Consider the following 17,427-nt stretch of genomic DNA (forward strand, 5'->3'; position numbering starts at 1 on the left):
GCTGGATTTTTGTGTTAATTAATTAATACTTTATTCAAGTTATGCCAATCATTAATCGATTGTACAGTGAAGTCAGTTGCTTCAAAGGATTTAACAAAAGCTTCTAAGCTTTCTTTTTGTGTAAATGTTATAACACGATTTCTTGTTGCTAATTCTCTAAGCTTTTGATCTTCAGCAGAATCTCCTTCATTAAAAAACGCTACCGTTTCCTTTTCAGCTAACTTGCTTTCAATTTGATCTGTTAAGTACACGTGTAGACCCAATTTTTTAGCATGATCAATTAAATCACTGAAATCTTCCTTACTTGATATCACGATTTGTTTTTGCACTGTTTCCTTTTTCTGTAGAGCTGGATGGAATACCTTTTTTAAAGCTTCTGCATAATCATCAGATAAAGAGATCCCTTCACCTGTTGATCTCATTTCTGGGCTTAGCTTAGAATCTAAGCCTTTTAATGCATAATTCGAAAAAACCGGATATTTTATGCAGGTAAATGGAACTTTTTCATAAAGACCTTTTTCTTCATCGGCTAAAGCATATTTCCCAAGCAATATTTTTGTCGCAATTTGTACGAGAGGTACTCCTGTAACCTTGCTGACAATCGGAACTGTACGGCTGGCTCTTGGATTTACCTCAAGTAAATACACTTGATCTCCATTTACAATATATTGAATGTTCATTAAACCTTTATAATTAATTTTACGAACAATTTTTTGTGCATAATCAAGCATTTTTTCTTCTGCTATTTTTGATAGATCCTTAGCAGGCAATATAGATAAACTGTCACCAGAATGGACGCCTGTTTTTTCGATATGCTCCATAATAGCTGGCACGCAAATATCATGACCGTCAGCAGCCACATCTAACTCCGCCTCTGAAGCATATAAAAATTGGTCTGCTAAAACAGGATAAGGAATGTCATTCGTTTTCATAAAGTGTTCTAGCTCTTTATCGTTATCAATTCGCTGCATGCCTTTTCCGCCTATAACATAGGATGGTCTAATTAATACAGGGTATCCTAATTTTTGCACCGATTTGATTAGTTGCTCATCGTTTTCTACAATGTCACCATCGATATGCGGGATGTCTAATTCATCTAGCAGTTTGTAGAAAAGATCACGGTCTTCTAATAGATCGATCGTATGGGAATTGGTTCCTAAAATCGTCACACCGTATTCTTCTAATTCCTTCGCAAGATTTAATGCCGTTTGTCCACCTAATTGAACGATGACATCCTGAATATTTTCAGATTCAATAACATTCATAATATCTTCAACCGTTAACGGTTCAAAATAGAGTCGATCTGCAGTTGCAAAGTCTGTACTTACCGTTTCAGGATTATTATTGATAATAATCGTTTCAATATTTTCTTTTTTCAACCCAAACACACCGTGTACAGAGCAATAATCAAACTCAATTCCTTGTCCTATTCGAATCGGTCCGCTTCCGATGACAAGTACCTTTTGCTTATCACTAGGGGTTTGCTCGTTTTCGCCGTAATAGCTTGAATAGTAGTAATTTGTTTTTGCTTCAAATTCAGCAGCACAAGTATCTACCATTTTGTAAACAGGCAAAATTCCAAGCTCTTTTCTTTTGTCACGAACAGACTTTGCCGTTTCTCCCCATTGCTTCGCTAAAAATGCATCACTAAAGCCTTTTTCCTTCCACTCTTGAAGCTGAGACTTCGATGCCGTTTCAAGGCTTTCGTGAGAAATTTCTTTTTCTAATTGAATGAGATTCTGGAAGCTTGTTAAGAAAAATAAGTCAATCTTTGTTTTTTCATGAATATCAAGGATAGAGGTCCCTCTTCTAATTAGCTCCATGATAACAAAAAAGCGTTCATCCGATTGCTCAAGCATTAAATTGAATAATTGCGCATCCGTTTTTTCAGAAAAACCTGGTTTGATTAAGTCATTGACATTAATTTCCAAGGAGTGGATCGCTTTTAATAGTGCTCTTTCCATATTACGATCGATACCCATTACCTCTCCAGTTGCTTTCATTTGAGTACCTAGCTTACGATTCAATCCGGTAAACTTGTCAAATGGCCACTTAGGGAATTTTGCAACAACATAATCTAATGCAGGCTCGAAGCTGGCAAATGTATCACCCGTTACAGGATTAATGATTTCGTTTAATGAATAGCCAACTGCAATTTTTGCTGCCATTCTTGCAATTGGATAACCCGTTGCTTTTGATGCTAAAGCAGATGAACGGCTTACCCTTGGATTTACTTCAATTAAATAATAGTTTTTGCTATTTGGATCTAAAGCAAATTGAATATTACAGCCCCCAACAATTTCAAGCGCAGAAATTATTTTTATAGAAGCGGCACGCAGCATTTGATACTCTTCATCTGTTAATGTTTGTGATGGAGCAATGACAATCGAATCACCTGTATGTACTCCGACTGGATCAATATTTTCCATATTACAAATCGTAATACACGTATTCATTGCATCTCGCATTACTTCGTATTCAATTTCCTTATATCCAGCAATACTTTTTTCTACTAAGCATTGATGAATGGCACTTTCCTTAAGACCACCCGATACGAGCTTAATAAAATCTTCTTCATTATGAGCTATTCCTCCGCCTGTTCCACCCAAGGTGTATGCAGGACGTACAATGATCGGATAGCCAATTTCTTTTGCAAATTCAAGTGCTTCGTCTACTTGATGTACGATCTTGCTATCAGGAACCGGCTCGTCTAATTGATACATTAATTCACGGAAAAGCTCACGATCCTCGCCTTTTTTAATGGATTCAATGGAGGTTCCAAGTAGCTTAACATTGTATTTATCTAAAATGCCATGTTCATGTAATTGAAAGGCAAGATTTAAACCAGTTTGTCCACCTAATGTTGCAAGCAGCCCATCTGGCTTTTCCTTTTGAATAATCTTTTCTAATGTATCTACGGTCAACGGTTCAAAATAGATGGCGTCAGCAAAGCTCTCGTCAGTCATGATGGTTGCTGGATTATTATTCACAAGAATAACCTTGTAGCCTTCTTCTTTTAAAACCATACAAGCTTGTGTACCTGCGTAGTCAAATTCTGCTGCTTGCCCAATAACAATGGGACCAGAACCAATTACTAATATGGATTTAATACTTGTGTCTTTAGGCATATGCGAAAACTCTCCCATTATTAGCTTTTACTGCTTCAATAAATTCTTCGAAAATGTAATCCCCTTCTTCAGGACCAGGATTAGCTTCAGGATGGAATTGAACCGTTTGTACAGGATAAAGTTCATGTGTCAGTCCTTCAACAGAACGATCATGTAAATTAATAAATCTTGTTTTTAGCCCTGTGCCTTCGAGACTCTCTTCATCAACCACATAGCTGTGATTTTGTGATGACATAAAAACCTTTGAATGGTTAATATCCATTACAGGATGATTCGCTCCTCGATGACCAAACGATAATTTTTTTGTATTGCCGCCCATTGCAAGCGCTGCGAGCTGATGGCCTAAGCAAATCCCTAATGTCGGATAGCTCATGATTAATTTTTTTACAGTAGGTAAAATGTGCTCAATATCCTTTGGATCTCCAGGACCATTGGATAACAAAATTCCGTCTGGGTTTAACGCTTTGATGTCATTAAAGCTTGTATCATACGGAACGACTGTTACTTTACAATTTCTTTTTAGCAAAGCATATAAAATAGAGTCTTTCTTTCCATAATCCATTAAAGCAATATGCCATTCTCCATCCCCATGCGTTTCAAGAGAAGAAGTTGTAACTTTTGATACTTTTTCATCCAATAAAGATTCAAGAGAACTAACTGTAGAATCCGCACTGTTCGAAATCACAGCTGGCATTGAACCTTTACTGCGAATTTTTTTCACCACTGCTCTCGTATCAATATGGCTTAAAAGAGGAATGTTCCATTTTTGTAAGTATTCAACCAACGAATATTGTGATTGATAGTGAAACGCATTTTGCTTCGCTTCATACACAATAACACCCGCAACATGTGGTTTCTTACTCTCAAAATCATGCTCATTTATACCGTAATTCCCAATTAAAGGGTAAGTAAAAACTATAATTTGATCCTTATACGATGGATCCGTTAAAACTTCTTGATAGCCCGTCATACCAGTAAAAAAGACAATTTCGCCTGAGATTTCTGTGTGTGGGACTTGTGTGAGTAATTTTCCTTTATAAAGATCTCCACTTTCTAAGTGTAAGTATCCTTCCATTTTGCACACCTCTTAATTTAGAACGTATATTTATTTCTTAATTCTAATATTTATGCATTTATTTGTAAAGATAAAAAAATCATGTACCTATCCTCTTTTCAATATTGTCACTATAAATATCTTCTTCTTTAGCGTAAAATGGCACATTCGTTTGAAATAAAATTCATTCGAATGTGCCATTATTAATATTATAAATTAAAGAGAAGGAATTACATTAAATCAAGACTCCGTTGTCATGGATGTAATTTTCTTTTTGGGATTGCTCAAACCATTTTATTTTTTCACGCAATTTGACAACCTCTCCAACAAGGATCATACACGGATTCTCAATATTTTTATCTTTTATATCCTCAAGTACTTCACCTAAAGTACTAATGCATATTTGTTGATCACTTAACGTTCCCCATTGAATAAGCGCTACGGGTGTATTTGCATTTTTCCCAAAGAACAATAGCTTTTCTTGAATATACGGAAGATTAGATACACCCATGTAGATGGCGATCGTATCAATTCCTTTCGCTAAATATTCCCATTGGATGTTGTCTTCTTCACCATTTTTTCGATGCCCAGTCACGACTGCAAAAGACGAAGCATAATCACGATGGGTAACAGGAATCCCTGCATAGGCAGGTGCGGCAATTCCAGAAGTAATACCAGGAACAATTTCAAATGGAATCCCATGGCTTGCAAGAGCTTCAGCTTCTTCTCCCCCTCTTCCGAAAACAAAAGGGTCTCCACCTTTTAAGCGAGCAATGCTTTTCCCTTGTAAAGATTTTTCAATTAATAATTGATGAATAGCTTCTTGAGGAAAGCAATGGTTCCCTGGAGCTTTACCACAGTATATGAGTTCAGATTGCGGATTCCTGTATTTTAACAATTCAGGATTCACTAATCGATCATATAAAATAACATCAGCTGAAGCAAGACATTTAGTGGCCTTGACTGTAATTAAGTCAGGATCACCAGGACCGGCACCAACGATATAAACTTTTCCCTTTTCCATCGCTTTCTCCTCTTCATTTTTTATCGAATTAGCTTTCAATATGAAGATAAACTTCTTCACCTTCTACAGATGTCTTGTATGTTTTTACGCATCCAGTATCAGGTTCTTGGACCTTCCCATCATGTAAACAGATTTTCCAATCATGCATCGGGCAAAACACAAATTCTCCGCTTACGATCCCTTCTGCAAGAACACCGCCTTTATGTGGACAACGATTTTCTATCGCACGGATACTGCCATTAGATAATCTAAAAACAGCAACTTCAGTTTCTCCAACACGCAAAGTCTTTCCTAAACGCTCCGGCAAATCATGAACATGACCGATAAATACTTTAGATATACTTTTATTTACCATGAGATGATTTCCTCCTCAATATTTACTTTCTCTTATATTTTTCAACTATGACATAGAAACTTCAAACAAGTCTTTTTGTGTTTTCTTGCTTTCAACAATTTCCTTCCATGGATCTCTATAGGTAGATAACGCTGCATCCATACGAATATTTAGTTCATATCGCTTTTCTTGATCATCGAGAATGGTTCTAACATGATCCAATCCTACGCGATCTACCCATGCAGATGTACGCTCTAAATAATTGGCTGTTTCACGATAGTATTGTAAGTAGGCACCTGTGATTTCAATGACCTCTTCAGCTGTTTTTACTTTATACAATAAATCGCCTGCTCGTAAATGCGTTCCGCCATTTCCTCCGACATAAAGCTCCCAGCCTCCGTCAATTCCAACTACACCTAAATCTTTAATACCAGACTCGGCACAGTTTCTCGGACATGCTGATACGGCCATTTTTACTTTATGAGGAGTATATAATCCTTCAAATTTCCTTTCTAAAGCGATTCCTAGGCTAATGGAATCCTGTGTACCAAATCGGCAGAATTGCTCACCCACACATGTTTTAACGGTACGAAGTGATTTACCATAAGCATACCCTGACGGCATATCTAAGTCTTCCCATACTTTTGGTAAATCTTCTTTTTTCACTCCTAATAAATCGATACGTTGTCCGCCTGTCACTTTAACTAATGGGATTTCGTATTTATCTACAACATCAGCAATACGTCGTAAATCTTGAGCGTTCGTCACTCCTCCATACATACGTGGAACAACAGAGTAAGTCCCATCTTTTTGAATATTTGCATGCATGCGCTCATTTACAAAGCGTGATTCTCTTTCATCCACATATTCTGTTGGATTGACCATCCCTAAATAATAATTTAAAGCCGGACGACATTTTGAACATCCTTCTTCTGTATTCCATCCAAGTACATTCATCACTTCTTTTACGTGCGTTAACCCTTTCGCTCGAATTTCTTCCACCACTTCATCTCTTGACAAAGTCGTACAACCACAAATGGCTTCTTTTTGGGCATTTGGATCAAATTCTGCACCAAGTGTATGCTGCAGTACTTCAGCTACAAGTGGTTTACATCCTCCACAGGAGCGTGATGCACTCGTGCATGCTTTAATTTCATCGACTGATGTACAGCCCTGTTTTTGGATCGCTTCAACAATCGTACCTTTTGATACACCATTACAGCCACAGATAACCTCTTCATCGCTCATGCTTGCTACTAAGCTCGTTCCTGCATCTTGGCCAACCGGCTGCAAGATGGAAATTTTCGCTGTATCTGAAATATCTGCATGCTTTTGAATCATGGAGAACAATCTATTTCCATCACTGCTATCTCCAAATAGGACCGCACCAACAATTTGATTTCCTCGTAAAACGATTTTTTTGTAAATTCCGTCTTGCTCATCAAACACTTTAATGGATTTCTTATCTTCATTTTCAATGAAATCTCCAGCTGAGAACACTTCAACGCCTGACACTTTTAACTGAGTTGATACAACAGATCCTTTATAAGGAGCTGATTCAACACCACAAATATGCTTTGCTAACACTTTCCCTTGCTCATATAACGGTGCAACAAGTCCATAGGCAATGCCATTATGTTCAGCACATTCTCCCACTGAATAGATGTGAGGAATTTCTGTTTGTAAGAAATCATTTACTAGAATACCACGATTTACAGGAATGCCGCTTTCTTTCGCAAGTTCAATATTAGGTCGAATTCCAACAGCCATGACAACTAAGTCCGCTTCGATGGAAGTACCATCTTTAAATGTTACCCCTTCAACCCGTTCGTTGCCGATAATGGCTTCCGTTTGTTTTTCTAATAAGAATTTCATCCCTTGTGTTTCTAATTCATTTTGCAATAGCTTTCCAGCTGTTGCATCTAATTGACGTTCCATTAAATATTCATTTAGATGAATAACAGAGACTTCCATCCCTAAGTTTAAAAGTCCTCTCGCCGCTTCTAAACCAAGCAATCCACCGCCGATGACAGCTGCCTTCTTATATTTTTTTGAAGCTTCTAGCATGACGTCTGTATCATTGATATCGCGAAAAGCTGTTACACCTTCTTTATCAGCTCCTGGAATAGGAAGAATAAATGGCAGAGAACCCGTTGCTAAAATCAACTCATCATATGGCTCAGTTCTGCCTAAATCTGTTACCACTTCTTTGGTCTCAGAATTAACTTTAATCACTGTTTCTCCAGTGTATAATTGGATATTGTTGTCTTTGTACCAATCCCAATCATTAATGGTAATGTCTTTTACTTCTGTATCGCCTTGCAATACTTTTGAAAGTAGAATTCTATTATAATTTGGATGTGGCTCACTTCCAAAAATCGTAATATCAAACTCATCATTTGAAACCTTCAAAATCTCTTCAATTGCTCTTACTCCTGCCATACCATTTCCAATTAGAACCAGTTTCTTTTTACCCATTATCTATACACTCCTTCGAAAATGATTAAAAATTGATGATGCTCTAAATTATGAACATTTAAAACGTGCAGTTATTTCTTAATAATTAGAAAATTTAGAGTATAAATTTTTTTATTTCACTGAAAAAGAGGGTTGCCTCTACTCCATAATCCGACTGACTTTTACCGCACTTACTTTAAAGCCCGGCATTTTACAAGCAGGATCTAACTTATTAGAGACAAGGCGATTGACATTTTGCGAATCGTCCCAGTGAAATGGGACAAAGATCGTATCAGGACGAATCGTTTCTGACCATTTCGTTCGTACAACGATACTCCCTCTACGAGATTCAATTTTCACTAAGGCTTTGTCTTGTATTTGATATTTCATCGCAGTTGATGGATGAATCTCCATAAAGGATTCAAAATTCCTCGCTGCTAGTGAGGGACTTTTTCTAGTTTGGACTCCTGTTAAATAATGTGACATGACCCTTCCTGTCGTTAAATAGAGAGGATACTCTTCGCTAACGGATTCCTTTGGAACTGATGGATTATTTGAAACAGCAACCATTGCAGCTTTTCCATCTGAATGGGCAAAAGAAGTTTCAAAAAGTCTTATTGTCCCAGGATGATTTAGATCAGGACATGGCCACAATATACCTCCCTCTTTTCTCAATCGCTCATAGGTGATTCCGTAATAGTCAGCGATCCCTCCACGGCTTGCTTCTCTTAATTCATTAAAGATTTCTTCTGGTGAGTAAAAGGAAAAATATTGTTCTTTTCCTAATACACGAGCGATGTCACAAATGATTTGCCAATCATGCCTTGCCTCTCCAGGGACAGGTCTGCTTGCTTCTCGTAATGTCACTCTTCCTTCTAGGTTCGTCATTGTGCCTTCATCCTCTAAATAGGAGGAAGTAGGAAGAATTAAATCTGCTAGTTTAGCAGTTTCAGAAACAAACATATCGACGGCCACAAAATACTTTAATTTTTTCAAAGCATCTTTCACGAAATGTGCATTTGGGTTGGAAACAACAGGATTGGAGCACATTAAAAACATCCCTGTTATCTCACCTTCATGAATTTTCTCAATCATTTCAAATGCTGATACACCTTTTCTTGGTAATTCTTCTTTGTTAATTTTCCACAAATTAGCGATGTATTCACGATGTTCTTCGTTTTCAATGGACCTGTAACCTGGCAGTTGGTCTGCCTTTTGCCCATGCTCTCTTGCACCTTGACCATTTCCTTGACCCGTAATGGCTCCATAACCCGAATACGGTTTTCCAATTTTTCCAGTTGAAATTAAAATATTCAAAAAATTACGAACTGCTGCTGTTCCATCTGTTTGCTGCTCGACACCTCTTGCAGTAAAAACCATTCCAGATTCTTCTTGTCCAAACATCCTTGCTGCCTTATAAATTTGTTCAATTGGAACACCTGTTATCTCAGCAATATCAGTTAAATCCAATGACATTACATAGTCTTGAACTTCCTTAAATCCAGACGTTCTTTCTTCAATAAATTCTTTATCAAGATAACCTTCGTCCATTATTACCTTTAACAATCCATTAGCTAAGGCTGCGTCCATTCCAGGTTTAACCTTCAAATGCAGATCAGCTATTTTTGTTGTGGCTGTTTCACGAGGATCAACAGCAATGATAAAGGTTCCATTTTCCTTGGCCCTTTCAAAGTAGGTCATGATTGTCGGCTGACATTCGGCTATATTCGTTCCAACCAATAGGATGCAGCGTGTGAATGGAATTTCTGACAGGCTATTTGTTATTCCGCGGTCCATCCCAAATGTTTGATTCGCAGCTGTTGCAGCTGCTGACATACATAATCGACCATTGTAATCAATGTATTTCGTTTTTAATGCAACTCTTGCAAATTTCCCTAATAGGTAAGCTTCTTCATTTGTTATAGAGGCACTTCCATATACCGATAAAGCATTATGACCATCTTCGACCTGAATTTTAGTGAAATTTTCTTTTATATGATTTAATGCCTGTTCCCAAGTAATTCGGACAAACGAATTATTCACTTTTAGCAACGGATATTTAATCCTGTCACTGTGCAATGCATGTTGGTATGCATTCATTCCTTTAATACAAATGCGACCTTCTGAAGTTGGATTATCTTTACCAACAGTCGTGTACTTTTTTCTTGATACAACAGATTGTTCAATCAGCTGCATTTTACATTGCATGCTGCAGTATGGACACTGCGTATCATACCTTTTTTCCCACTGTACTTGCTGCTGCTTCGTACGAAAGTATTTCAATAATAACTCAGTCAAGATGCTTCATCCTCTACTTAATAATTATTGATTCCTTATTGACTGCAAACATGTTCTTTTTTGTCCAATGCTTCAATACTTTTTTACTTTATAAGAATTTATAAGTTTTCTGAAATCTGACTGGTGTCAGCTCCAGTGCCCAGCGACTAACGTCCACTCCACTCCTCCCTACGATAAGTCAACATCGAATCGCTATCGCTCTTCGTGTTTCCTTTATCTCAGTCGAAGCGGGGCCTAGTCCATACGTCGCTAAACGGGGCGATTGCGCTTTTCTTAGTGAATAGCCTTTTCTAAAGTCTTCTTCCTTCTATAAGCATCTTCATCTAAAGCTTCAAGCAGATGCTGACGGAGTTCTTTATCAAATAGCACTTCCCTTATGTGTATCAAGCTTACTCGTTCCATCCATTCCCACGTACGCTCCAAATAATTTGCCGTCTGACGGTAGTATTGAATGAAGCCTCCAATAATCTCAGTCGCTTCGTCTTCGGTTGCAGCAACATACAGCAATTCTCCAGACCTTACATTACGTCCGCTGCTTCCTCCAATATAAATTTCCCATCCTCTATCTATTCCAATAACACCTATATCTTTTGTTGTTGATCCTGCCCCATTATGCATACAAGCAGATACGCCTATTTTTACTCGGTAAGGTGTGAGGAGAAATTCAAATCTCTTTTCTAAACTGACAGCTAGATTAAGAGACTCTTGTTTCTCACATTGACAAACATGTTCGCCAATGCACGTTTTTACATTTTGAACAGTGTTGCCGTAAGATGAGCTTAATGTCATATTTAAGTCTGACCATACATTTGAAAGATCTTCTTTTTTTACACCTACTAAATGAATTCTTTGCTCACTTGTGACCGCAACATACGTAATAGGATATTTCTCTACAACGTCAGCAATTTTTCTTAATTGCTCAGCGTTTGTTAGGCCACCATACATTTGCGGGATAACCGTATATGTTCCATCTTTTTGTAAGGTAGCATTCATTTTCTCGTTAACGAAAACCGTTTCTTGATTACTTTCATACTCTGGATAAATCATTCCTAAACTATAATTTAAAGCTGGAATACAGATTGAACATCCTTCTCTATTTTTCCAGTTAAGTATTGTCATAATTTCTTGCAATGTAGTGAGTTCTTGTACTTGAATTTCATGAACAATCTCTTCTTCCGTTAGTGTAGTACATGTACAAAGTGATTTTTTCTCAATGACATTATCAAATTCATCACTGTGAATATAGGATAAAAGCTCCGCAACTAGGGGTCTACAGCCTCCACAGGAACCAGAAGCCTTTGTACATTCCTTCACTTCTTCAACGGTAGTTAATCCTTTTTGTACGACTGACTCAATAATTGCACCCTTTGTTACCGCATTGCAATTACAAATGATGTCGCTATTATTAATGGAAGCAATTGAATGATCGCCAATTCCCGATGAATGAAACAAATTCGCTTTTTCTGCTTTGGAAACATCTTTCTTCTTTCCAATCATATCAAGTAGTTTTGATCCATCCCTAGTGTCTCCAAACAACACAGCACCAATCATTTTATTTTCTTTAAAAACAGCTTTTTTATAAATGCCGTCTATTTCATCATAAACCTTCATGCTCTTGGTCGTATCATCTTCATCAAATTGTCCAACTGAAAACACATCAACACCCGAAATCTTTAACTGAGTTGAAAGTACAGAACCTTCATATCCTTTATCGGTCACACCACAGATATGCTTTGCTACCACTTTTCCTTGTTCATATAGAGGTTTAACAAGTCCGTATACAGTGCCTCTATGTTCAACACATTCGCCAACAGCATAAATATCAGGAATACTTGTTTCTAGGAAATCATTGACTAAAATCGCCCGATTAGTATCGATTCCACTTTCATGCGCTAACTGAATATTTGGCCTCACTCCAACTGCCATTACAATTAGATCTGCTTCAACAACTGAGCCATCCTTAAAGCGTAATCCTTCGGCACGATGTTGCCCGACTATTTCTTGGATCTCCTTTTCAAATAGAAAATTCATTCCTTGATTGACCAATTCATTTTCTAGCATTCTTGAGGCCGTAAAATCAAGTTGCCTTTGCATTAAATAGCTAGTGTTATGAACTACATTGACATTCATACCGAGATTTATCAAACCTCTTGCAGCTTCTAAGCCTAATAAACCGCCGCCAATGACAATTGAATTTCTATACGATTTAGAAAATTCAATTATTTTCTTGCAATCTTCAATTGTCCTAAATGCAATAACGCCTTCTTTATCAGCACCCGGTAATGGGAGAATAAAAGGAGAAGAGCCTGTAGCTAAAATAAGCTTATCATAGGAAGTTTCTCGATTTTGATCAGTTATTATAATGCGTTTCTCTGGATCGATTTTGATAACTGTTTCACCAGCGTACAATTGAATTTGATGCTTTTCATACCATTCGTGAGTATTTAATGAAATATCTTCAAATGATGTACCACCCTGTAATACACTCGACAATAAAATTCGATTATAATTTACATGTGGTTCACTCCCAAATATCGTTATCTCAAAAAGATCAGGGTTCACATTTAATATTTCCTCAATGCAACGGACACCTGCCATTCCATTCCCTATTACTACTAATTTTTTTCTATACATTTTTTTAAACCCCCAGCAATTAATTAAAGATTCTGGCTAAGACAGGGTAATTGTATATGATATTTTTAATACGTAAGAAAAAATAACACAGTGCTGTAACTTTCCTCACAACACAGCTCCTTATAAAAATTTACAATCAAATGTCTTTACAGTCAATGAAAATTTGAAATTTTTTTTATGGTAATTATTCGAAATGATACCCTGAAAACTCAAAAATTATTTTCAAAATATATTTTTTATCAACTTAAAAAACCTGCTAAAACCTAATAAAATAGGTCATTAACAAATCAGAAAATTATTTTAAAAATAGTAATATAAGAAATTTTTTTTCAAGAATTTTAATAAAAAATTCAAAAAGTATGTTAGATTTTCTAACAAATTACTAGAAAAAATATTTTTCCCCTGTATACTTGCAATCATACTGCACAAAGGGGAGTGAACATTTTGAAAATTTCTAATCTTAGAAAAAGTGGACATGCACCATCTTTATTTGCTTCATTTTTGTATTTTGATGTTAGTTTTATGATTTGGGTTTTACTAGGAGCACTCGGGGTGTATATTACAAAAGACTTTGGTCTTTCTCCCGCCCAAAAAGGACTTATCGTCGCAATTCCTATTCTCGGCGGTTCATTCTTTCGACTGATCCTCGGAATCTTAACGGATCGTATCGGACCACGTAAGACCTCTATTATTGGTATGATTGCAACAATGGTCCCACTTCTTTGGGGATGGTTATTTGGAAGTTCATTAACAGAGCTTTACTTTATTGGAATATTATTAGGTGTTGCAGGAGCGAGTTTTGCGGCTGCATTACCAATGGCAAGCCAGTGGTATCCGCCTCATCTACAAGGTATAGCAATGGGAATTGCTGGAGCCGGCAATAGCGGAACACTATTTGCAACTTTATTCGGTCCTCGCTTAGCTGAACATATTGGCTGGCATGGAGTTATGGGGGCAGCTCTTATTCCTCTGGCTATCGTCTTTATTATCTATATTATCATTGCAAAGGATGCACCTTCACGGCCGCCAGCAAAGCCGATTATGGACTACTTTACGATCTTTAAACAAAGAGATACATGGTTTTTCTGCATTTTATATGCTGTAACATTCGGTGGATTTGTTGGTTTAGCAAGCTTTTTAAGCATCTTTTTTGTTGATCAATATGCTTTAACAAAAGTAAGAGCTGGCGAATTTGTTACTTTATGTGTGGCATCAGGAAGCTTTTTCCGTCCTGTTGGCGGTTTTATTGCTGATAAAATAGGTGGATCTCGTCTTCTCACCTTCTTATTCATAGGTGTTGCTCTTTGTATGTTTGGTGTAAGTCAACTTCCAAGCTTAACAGTAACAACAACGCTATTATTTATTGGAATGATGTGCCTTGGAATGGGTAACGGAGCTGTTTTTCAATTAGTTCCACAGCGATTCCAAAAAGAAATTGGGATGATTACAGGCATCGTTGGAGCTGCTGGTGGTGTTGGAGGATTTTTCGTTCCAAACATCCTCGGTACGCTTAAACAAGTAACTGGGACATACGCATCAGGCTTTATCGTTTATGCTTGCATCGGAATAGTTGCTCTTATAGTATTACTCATTGCAAATATTTCATGGAAAAAAACTTGGGAGTTAAAAGGGGATACAGTAAAAATATAAGTTTTACTAGTGCGGCATGGATCATAACTAAAGATCCATGCCGCACTTTTTATTTTTTAAATAGGCTGGTTTAAATTATGCTTTTTTCTTTTTATCTTTATCATGAAAGGCAATTTCAACAAAGAATAATAATAAAACAGCAAGAATTTCTGTAGTCAATGGAATGCTAATATTATTCATAATTTCATCTGCTGTATGTAATGAAAACCAAGAAAATGTGCAGTCAATAGCCATTCGTATGAAAAATAATTTATATTTACCTATTAAGTTTTGAGAGGATATCTTTATTATTGCAATAGAAAATAAATCAAATATAAAGCCAATAAGAAAATAAACCAAAACAAACAATAAAAGTGAATAAAGAGATTCATACTGCACCCCAAACAAACTGAAAAAACCTGCAATCCCAAAGAAAATACTTACAAAAACAAAAGAAATTGACAGAACCACAAGCAATGTTAATGCTGTAATAACAATTAACTTGTTAAAAAAATTCATTTCTCTGAAGCTGCAATCATCATCCTTATTCATCAATTAACACTAACCTCCTTCTTTAATAACTTAAAATCACTATACTGATACGCTAGATGTAGCTGATAAGTTTCAATTTTACATTGAAGAACAAAAGCGGAAGCGCCTGTTTAGCGACGTATGGACTGGGCCCCGCTTTGACTGAGATAAAGGAAACACGAAGAGCGAAAGCGATTCGATGTTGACTTATCGTAGGGAGGAGTGGGGTGGACACTAGTCGCTGGGCGCTGAAGCTGGCCGTCGATACTTCACCATAAAAGTTATCTGCAGACAACTATTTTATAATTTCCTAAACAAAAAAAATGCCTTCAAACCTAAGTTTGAAGACACCAAAAAGTTTGATCATATAATATTGTAAAATAACTAATTAATGCTTTCTTATACTGTAGCTACTGAATATTCGTATAAGCCTTTTTTAATCAGTTGAACAGCTGCATCTATTTCTGCTGTAGACGCTGTAAGAGGTGGCAATAAGCGAATTACTTTGTCACCTGCATTGAGGATGATTAACCCTTCTTCTCTCAGCTTTTTCAATATAGCTGGTGTACTTGCATTGATTTCAATTCCAACCATCAATCCTAAGCCTCTAATATCTATAACCATATCAATATCTGCTAATTGTTGTTTTAGCTGTGTAAAAAGATATGCGCTCTTTTCATTTACTTCCGCTAAGAACTTTTCGTCAAAAATGGTTTCAAGGGTTGGAATGGCTGCTGCGACGGCAAGAGGATTCCCTCCGAACGTAGAGCCATGACTTCCAGGGCCAAACACATCTTTTAATGATTCTTTTCCAATAACAGCCCCAATTGGCAGACCATTTGCTAACCCTTTTGCAGATGTAATAACATCTGGTTTTAAACCAAAATGCTGAAATGCAAACGGTTTTCCTGTCCGTCCAATCCCCGTTTGGATTTCATCAATCATAAATAATGCACCATATTCCTTACATAGCTTTTCTGTTTCTTTTAAGAAGGTTTCATCCCCTACATGGATACCCCCTTCCCCTTGAATCACTTCAAGCATGACTGCAGCTACGTCATCCTGCAGGGCGCTTTTTAAGGCTTCTAAATCATTGTATGGAACATACACAAACGTTTCCAACATAGGGCCAAAGCCCGTCTTAATTTTATCTTGTCCCGTGGCAGCCATTGTTGCAAAGGTTCTGCCGTGAAATGAATTTTTAAACGTAATGATTTTTGTTTTCCCAGTTGCTTTTCTTGCAAGCTTAATTGCAGCTTCGTTCGCTTCTGCTCCACTGTTAGAGAAGAAAACATAATCCATCTCTGCCCCTGCAGTAAGAAGAGCTGCTGCTTTTTCCTGTGCTTTAATTTCAAACATATTGGATACATGCCAAAACTTATTTAATTGATCTTGGATCGCTTCTTTTACGTTATCTGGACAATGACCAAGGTTGCAAACACCGATACCGGAAGTAAAATCTAAATATTTTTTTCCATCTGTTCCCCACAGATAGCTTCCTTTTGCTGATTCGGGTTGAATTTCCCATTTTGAATAGGTTGGGAATAAATGACTCATTGTAAGATCCACTCTTTTCTCATAATTTTTGTTCCATTCCAATTAGATCCATCAAAGAATTGAGATTTGCCCGATACGATCATGACACTATCGAGACCTTTTTCAAGAGCTGAAAGCGCAGAGTTGACCTTAGGGATCATTCCTCCAGTAATTTCACCCTCTTCGATATACTTCTTAACCTCAGTCTCGTCTAAAAGTGAAGTCATAACACCATTAATCATAATACCTTCTACATCAGTGACAAAAAGGCAATGATCGACTTCCAGGGCGCTGGCAACCGCAGCTGCTGCATAGTCAGCATTTATATTTAATTTAGTTGAATCCTTTGTAATCCCAATGGGTGTCATAACAGGTAAGTAATTTTCATTAAAAAGCATCGAAATGGTCTTTTTATTTACTGAGACAATTTCTCCTACATAGCCAAGGTTTTCTTGATCAATAAAATCTGCCTGTAGGCTATGACCATCACTCCCATTTAACCCTACTGGATTAAATCCATTTTCAGCTAAAAGCCCCACTAGCTTTCGATTGGTTTGACCTGAAAGTACCATTTCAACAATTTCCATTGTCTCCTTCGTTGTTTTACGAAGTCCATTATGAAAAACAGGCTCAATTTTATTAAGCTCCAGCATTTTATTAATGTCGGGCCCGCCACCATGAACAAAAATAAGCTGATAGCCTTTTTCCTCTAAACAGCGTAAGCTTTTGAAAAACGATGGAGAAAGCTCATCTATCACACTGCCGCCGCATTTTATTAAAATTTTCTTCATCTTCATTCTCC

The 17,427-nt window shown here is 37.0% G+C and carries 11 protein-coding genes; 1 reads left to right on the plus strand and 10 read right to left on the minus strand.

Annotated elements, in window-relative coordinates; all coding sequences use genetic code 11:
• Positions 1–14 precede the first annotated feature (14 nt).
• From FDO66_RS11605 to nirB (FDO66_RS11635), 7 genes are all read right to left on the minus strand, one after another.
• Positions 15–3,128 (minus strand): carbamoyl-phosphate synthase (glutamine-hydrolyzing) large subunit, encoded by a 3,114-nt coding sequence (locus FDO66_RS11605; RefSeq protein WP_141432810.1) that lies wholly within the window; start codon positions 3,126–3,128, stop codon positions 15–17.
• The gene (locus tag FDO66_RS11610) at positions 3,121–4,203 is read right to left on the minus strand and encodes a carbamoyl phosphate synthase small subunit (RefSeq protein ID WP_141432811.1); all 1,083 of its coding nucleotides are present in this window, start codon (positions 4,201–4,203) and stop codon (positions 3,121–3,123) included. Before FDO66_RS11610 ends, FDO66_RS11605 begins: the two co-directional genes overlap by 8 nt.
• Positions 4,204–4,417: 214 nt before the next feature.
• Positions 4,418–5,206 carry a uroporphyrinogen-III C-methyltransferase gene (gene cobA, locus FDO66_RS11615; protein ID WP_141432812.1) on the minus strand — a complete coding sequence of 263 codons (789 nt, stop codon included), beginning with the start codon at positions 5,204–5,206 and terminating at the stop codon, positions 4,418–4,420.
• 28 nt (positions 5,207–5,234) lie between these two features.
• Complete coding sequence (nirD, locus tag FDO66_RS11620) at positions 5,235–5,561, minus strand: nitrite reductase small subunit NirD (protein ID WP_141432813.1); 327 nt, start codon at positions 5,559–5,561, stop codon at positions 5,235–5,237.
• A gap of 45 nt (positions 5,562–5,606) precedes the next feature.
• Entirely contained in the window at positions 5,607–8,018 is a 2,412-nt protein-coding gene (gene nirB / locus FDO66_RS11625; RefSeq protein WP_141432814.1) for a nitrite reductase large subunit NirB, read from the minus strand.
• Between the two features lie 138 nt (positions 8,019–8,156).
• Positions 8,157–10,295 carry an assimilatory nitrate reductase catalytic subunit NasC gene (nasC, locus tag FDO66_RS11630; RefSeq protein WP_141432815.1) on the minus strand — a complete coding sequence of 713 codons (2,139 nt, stop codon included), beginning with the start codon at positions 10,293–10,295 and terminating at the stop codon, positions 8,157–8,159.
• A gap of 273 nt (positions 10,296–10,568) precedes the next feature.
• The gene (nirB, locus tag FDO66_RS11635; protein WP_141432816.1) at positions 10,569–12,929 is read right to left on the minus strand and encodes a nitrite reductase large subunit NirB; all 2,361 of its coding nucleotides are present in this window, start codon (positions 12,927–12,929) and stop codon (positions 10,569–10,571) included.
• Between the two features lie 444 nt (positions 12,930–13,373).
• On the opposite strand from nirB (FDO66_RS11635), the gene FDO66_RS11640 reads away from it, so the two are divergent.
• The gene (locus FDO66_RS11640) at positions 13,374–14,579 is read left to right on the plus strand and encodes a NarK family nitrate/nitrite MFS transporter (protein WP_141432817.1); all 1,206 of its coding nucleotides are present in this window, start codon (positions 13,374–13,376) and stop codon (positions 14,577–14,579) included.
• Positions 14,580–14,654: 75 nt separating this feature from the next.
• On the opposite strand, the gene FDO66_RS11645 is transcribed toward FDO66_RS11640, so the two are convergent.
• From FDO66_RS11645 to argB, 3 genes are all read right to left on the minus strand, one after another.
• Positions 14,655–15,110 (minus strand): regulatory YrvL family protein, encoded by a 456-nt coding sequence (locus FDO66_RS11645; protein WP_258535707.1) that lies wholly within the window; start codon positions 15,108–15,110, stop codon positions 14,655–14,657.
• Positions 15,111–15,488: 378 nt separating this feature from the next.
• Positions 15,489–16,646: an acetylornithine transaminase gene (locus FDO66_RS11650; RefSeq protein ID WP_141432819.1), complete on the minus strand. Its 1,158-nt coding sequence runs from the start codon at positions 16,644–16,646 to the stop codon at positions 15,489–15,491.
• Positions 16,643–17,416, minus strand: a complete 774-nt coding sequence (gene argB / locus FDO66_RS11655; protein WP_141432820.1) for an acetylglutamate kinase — start codon at positions 17,414–17,416, stop codon at positions 16,643–16,645. The genes FDO66_RS11650 and argB overlap by 4 nt, the downstream gene beginning before the upstream one ends.
• Positions 17,417–17,427 lie beyond the last annotated feature (11 nt).

The organism is Bacillus sp. 03113 (assembly GCF_006546985.1).
Classification (GTDB): domain Bacteria; phylum Bacillota; class Bacilli; order Bacillales; family Cytobacillaceae; genus VATK01.

Excerpts from the sequence above, each read along its gene's own strand:
- FDO66_RS11605 (WP_141432810.1), bottom strand. The coding sequence starts at position 3,128 with ATGCCTAAAGACACAAGTATTAAATCCATATTAGTAATTGGTTCTGGT.
- FDO66_RS11610 (WP_141432811.1), bottom strand. The coding sequence starts at position 4,203 with ATGGAAGGATACTTACACTTAGAAAGTGGAGATCTTTATAAAGGAAAA.
- cobA (WP_141432812.1), bottom strand. The coding sequence starts at position 5,206 with ATGGAAAAGGGAAAAGTTTATATCGTTGGTGCCGGTCCTGGTGATCCT.
- nirD (WP_141432813.1), bottom strand. The coding sequence starts at position 5,561 with ATGGTAAATAAAAGTATATCTAAAGTATTTATCGGTCATGTTCATGAT.
- nirB (WP_141432814.1), bottom strand. The coding sequence starts at position 8,018 with ATGGGTAAAAAGAAACTGGTTCTAATTGGAAATGGTATGGCAGGAGTA.
- nirB (WP_141432816.1), bottom strand. The coding sequence starts at position 12,929 with ATGTATAGAAAAAAATTAGTAGTAATAGGGAATGGAATGGCAGGTGTC.
- FDO66_RS11645 (WP_258535707.1), bottom strand. The coding sequence starts at position 15,110 with ATGAATAAGGATGATGATTGCAGCTTCAGAGAAATGAATTTTTTTAAC.
- FDO66_RS11650 (WP_141432819.1), bottom strand. The coding sequence starts at position 16,646 with ATGAGTCATTTATTCCCAACCTATTCAAAATGGGAAATTCAACCCGAA.
- argB (WP_141432820.1), bottom strand. The coding sequence starts at position 17,416 with ATGAAGAAAATTTTAATAAAATGCGGCGGCAGTGTGATAGATGAGCTT.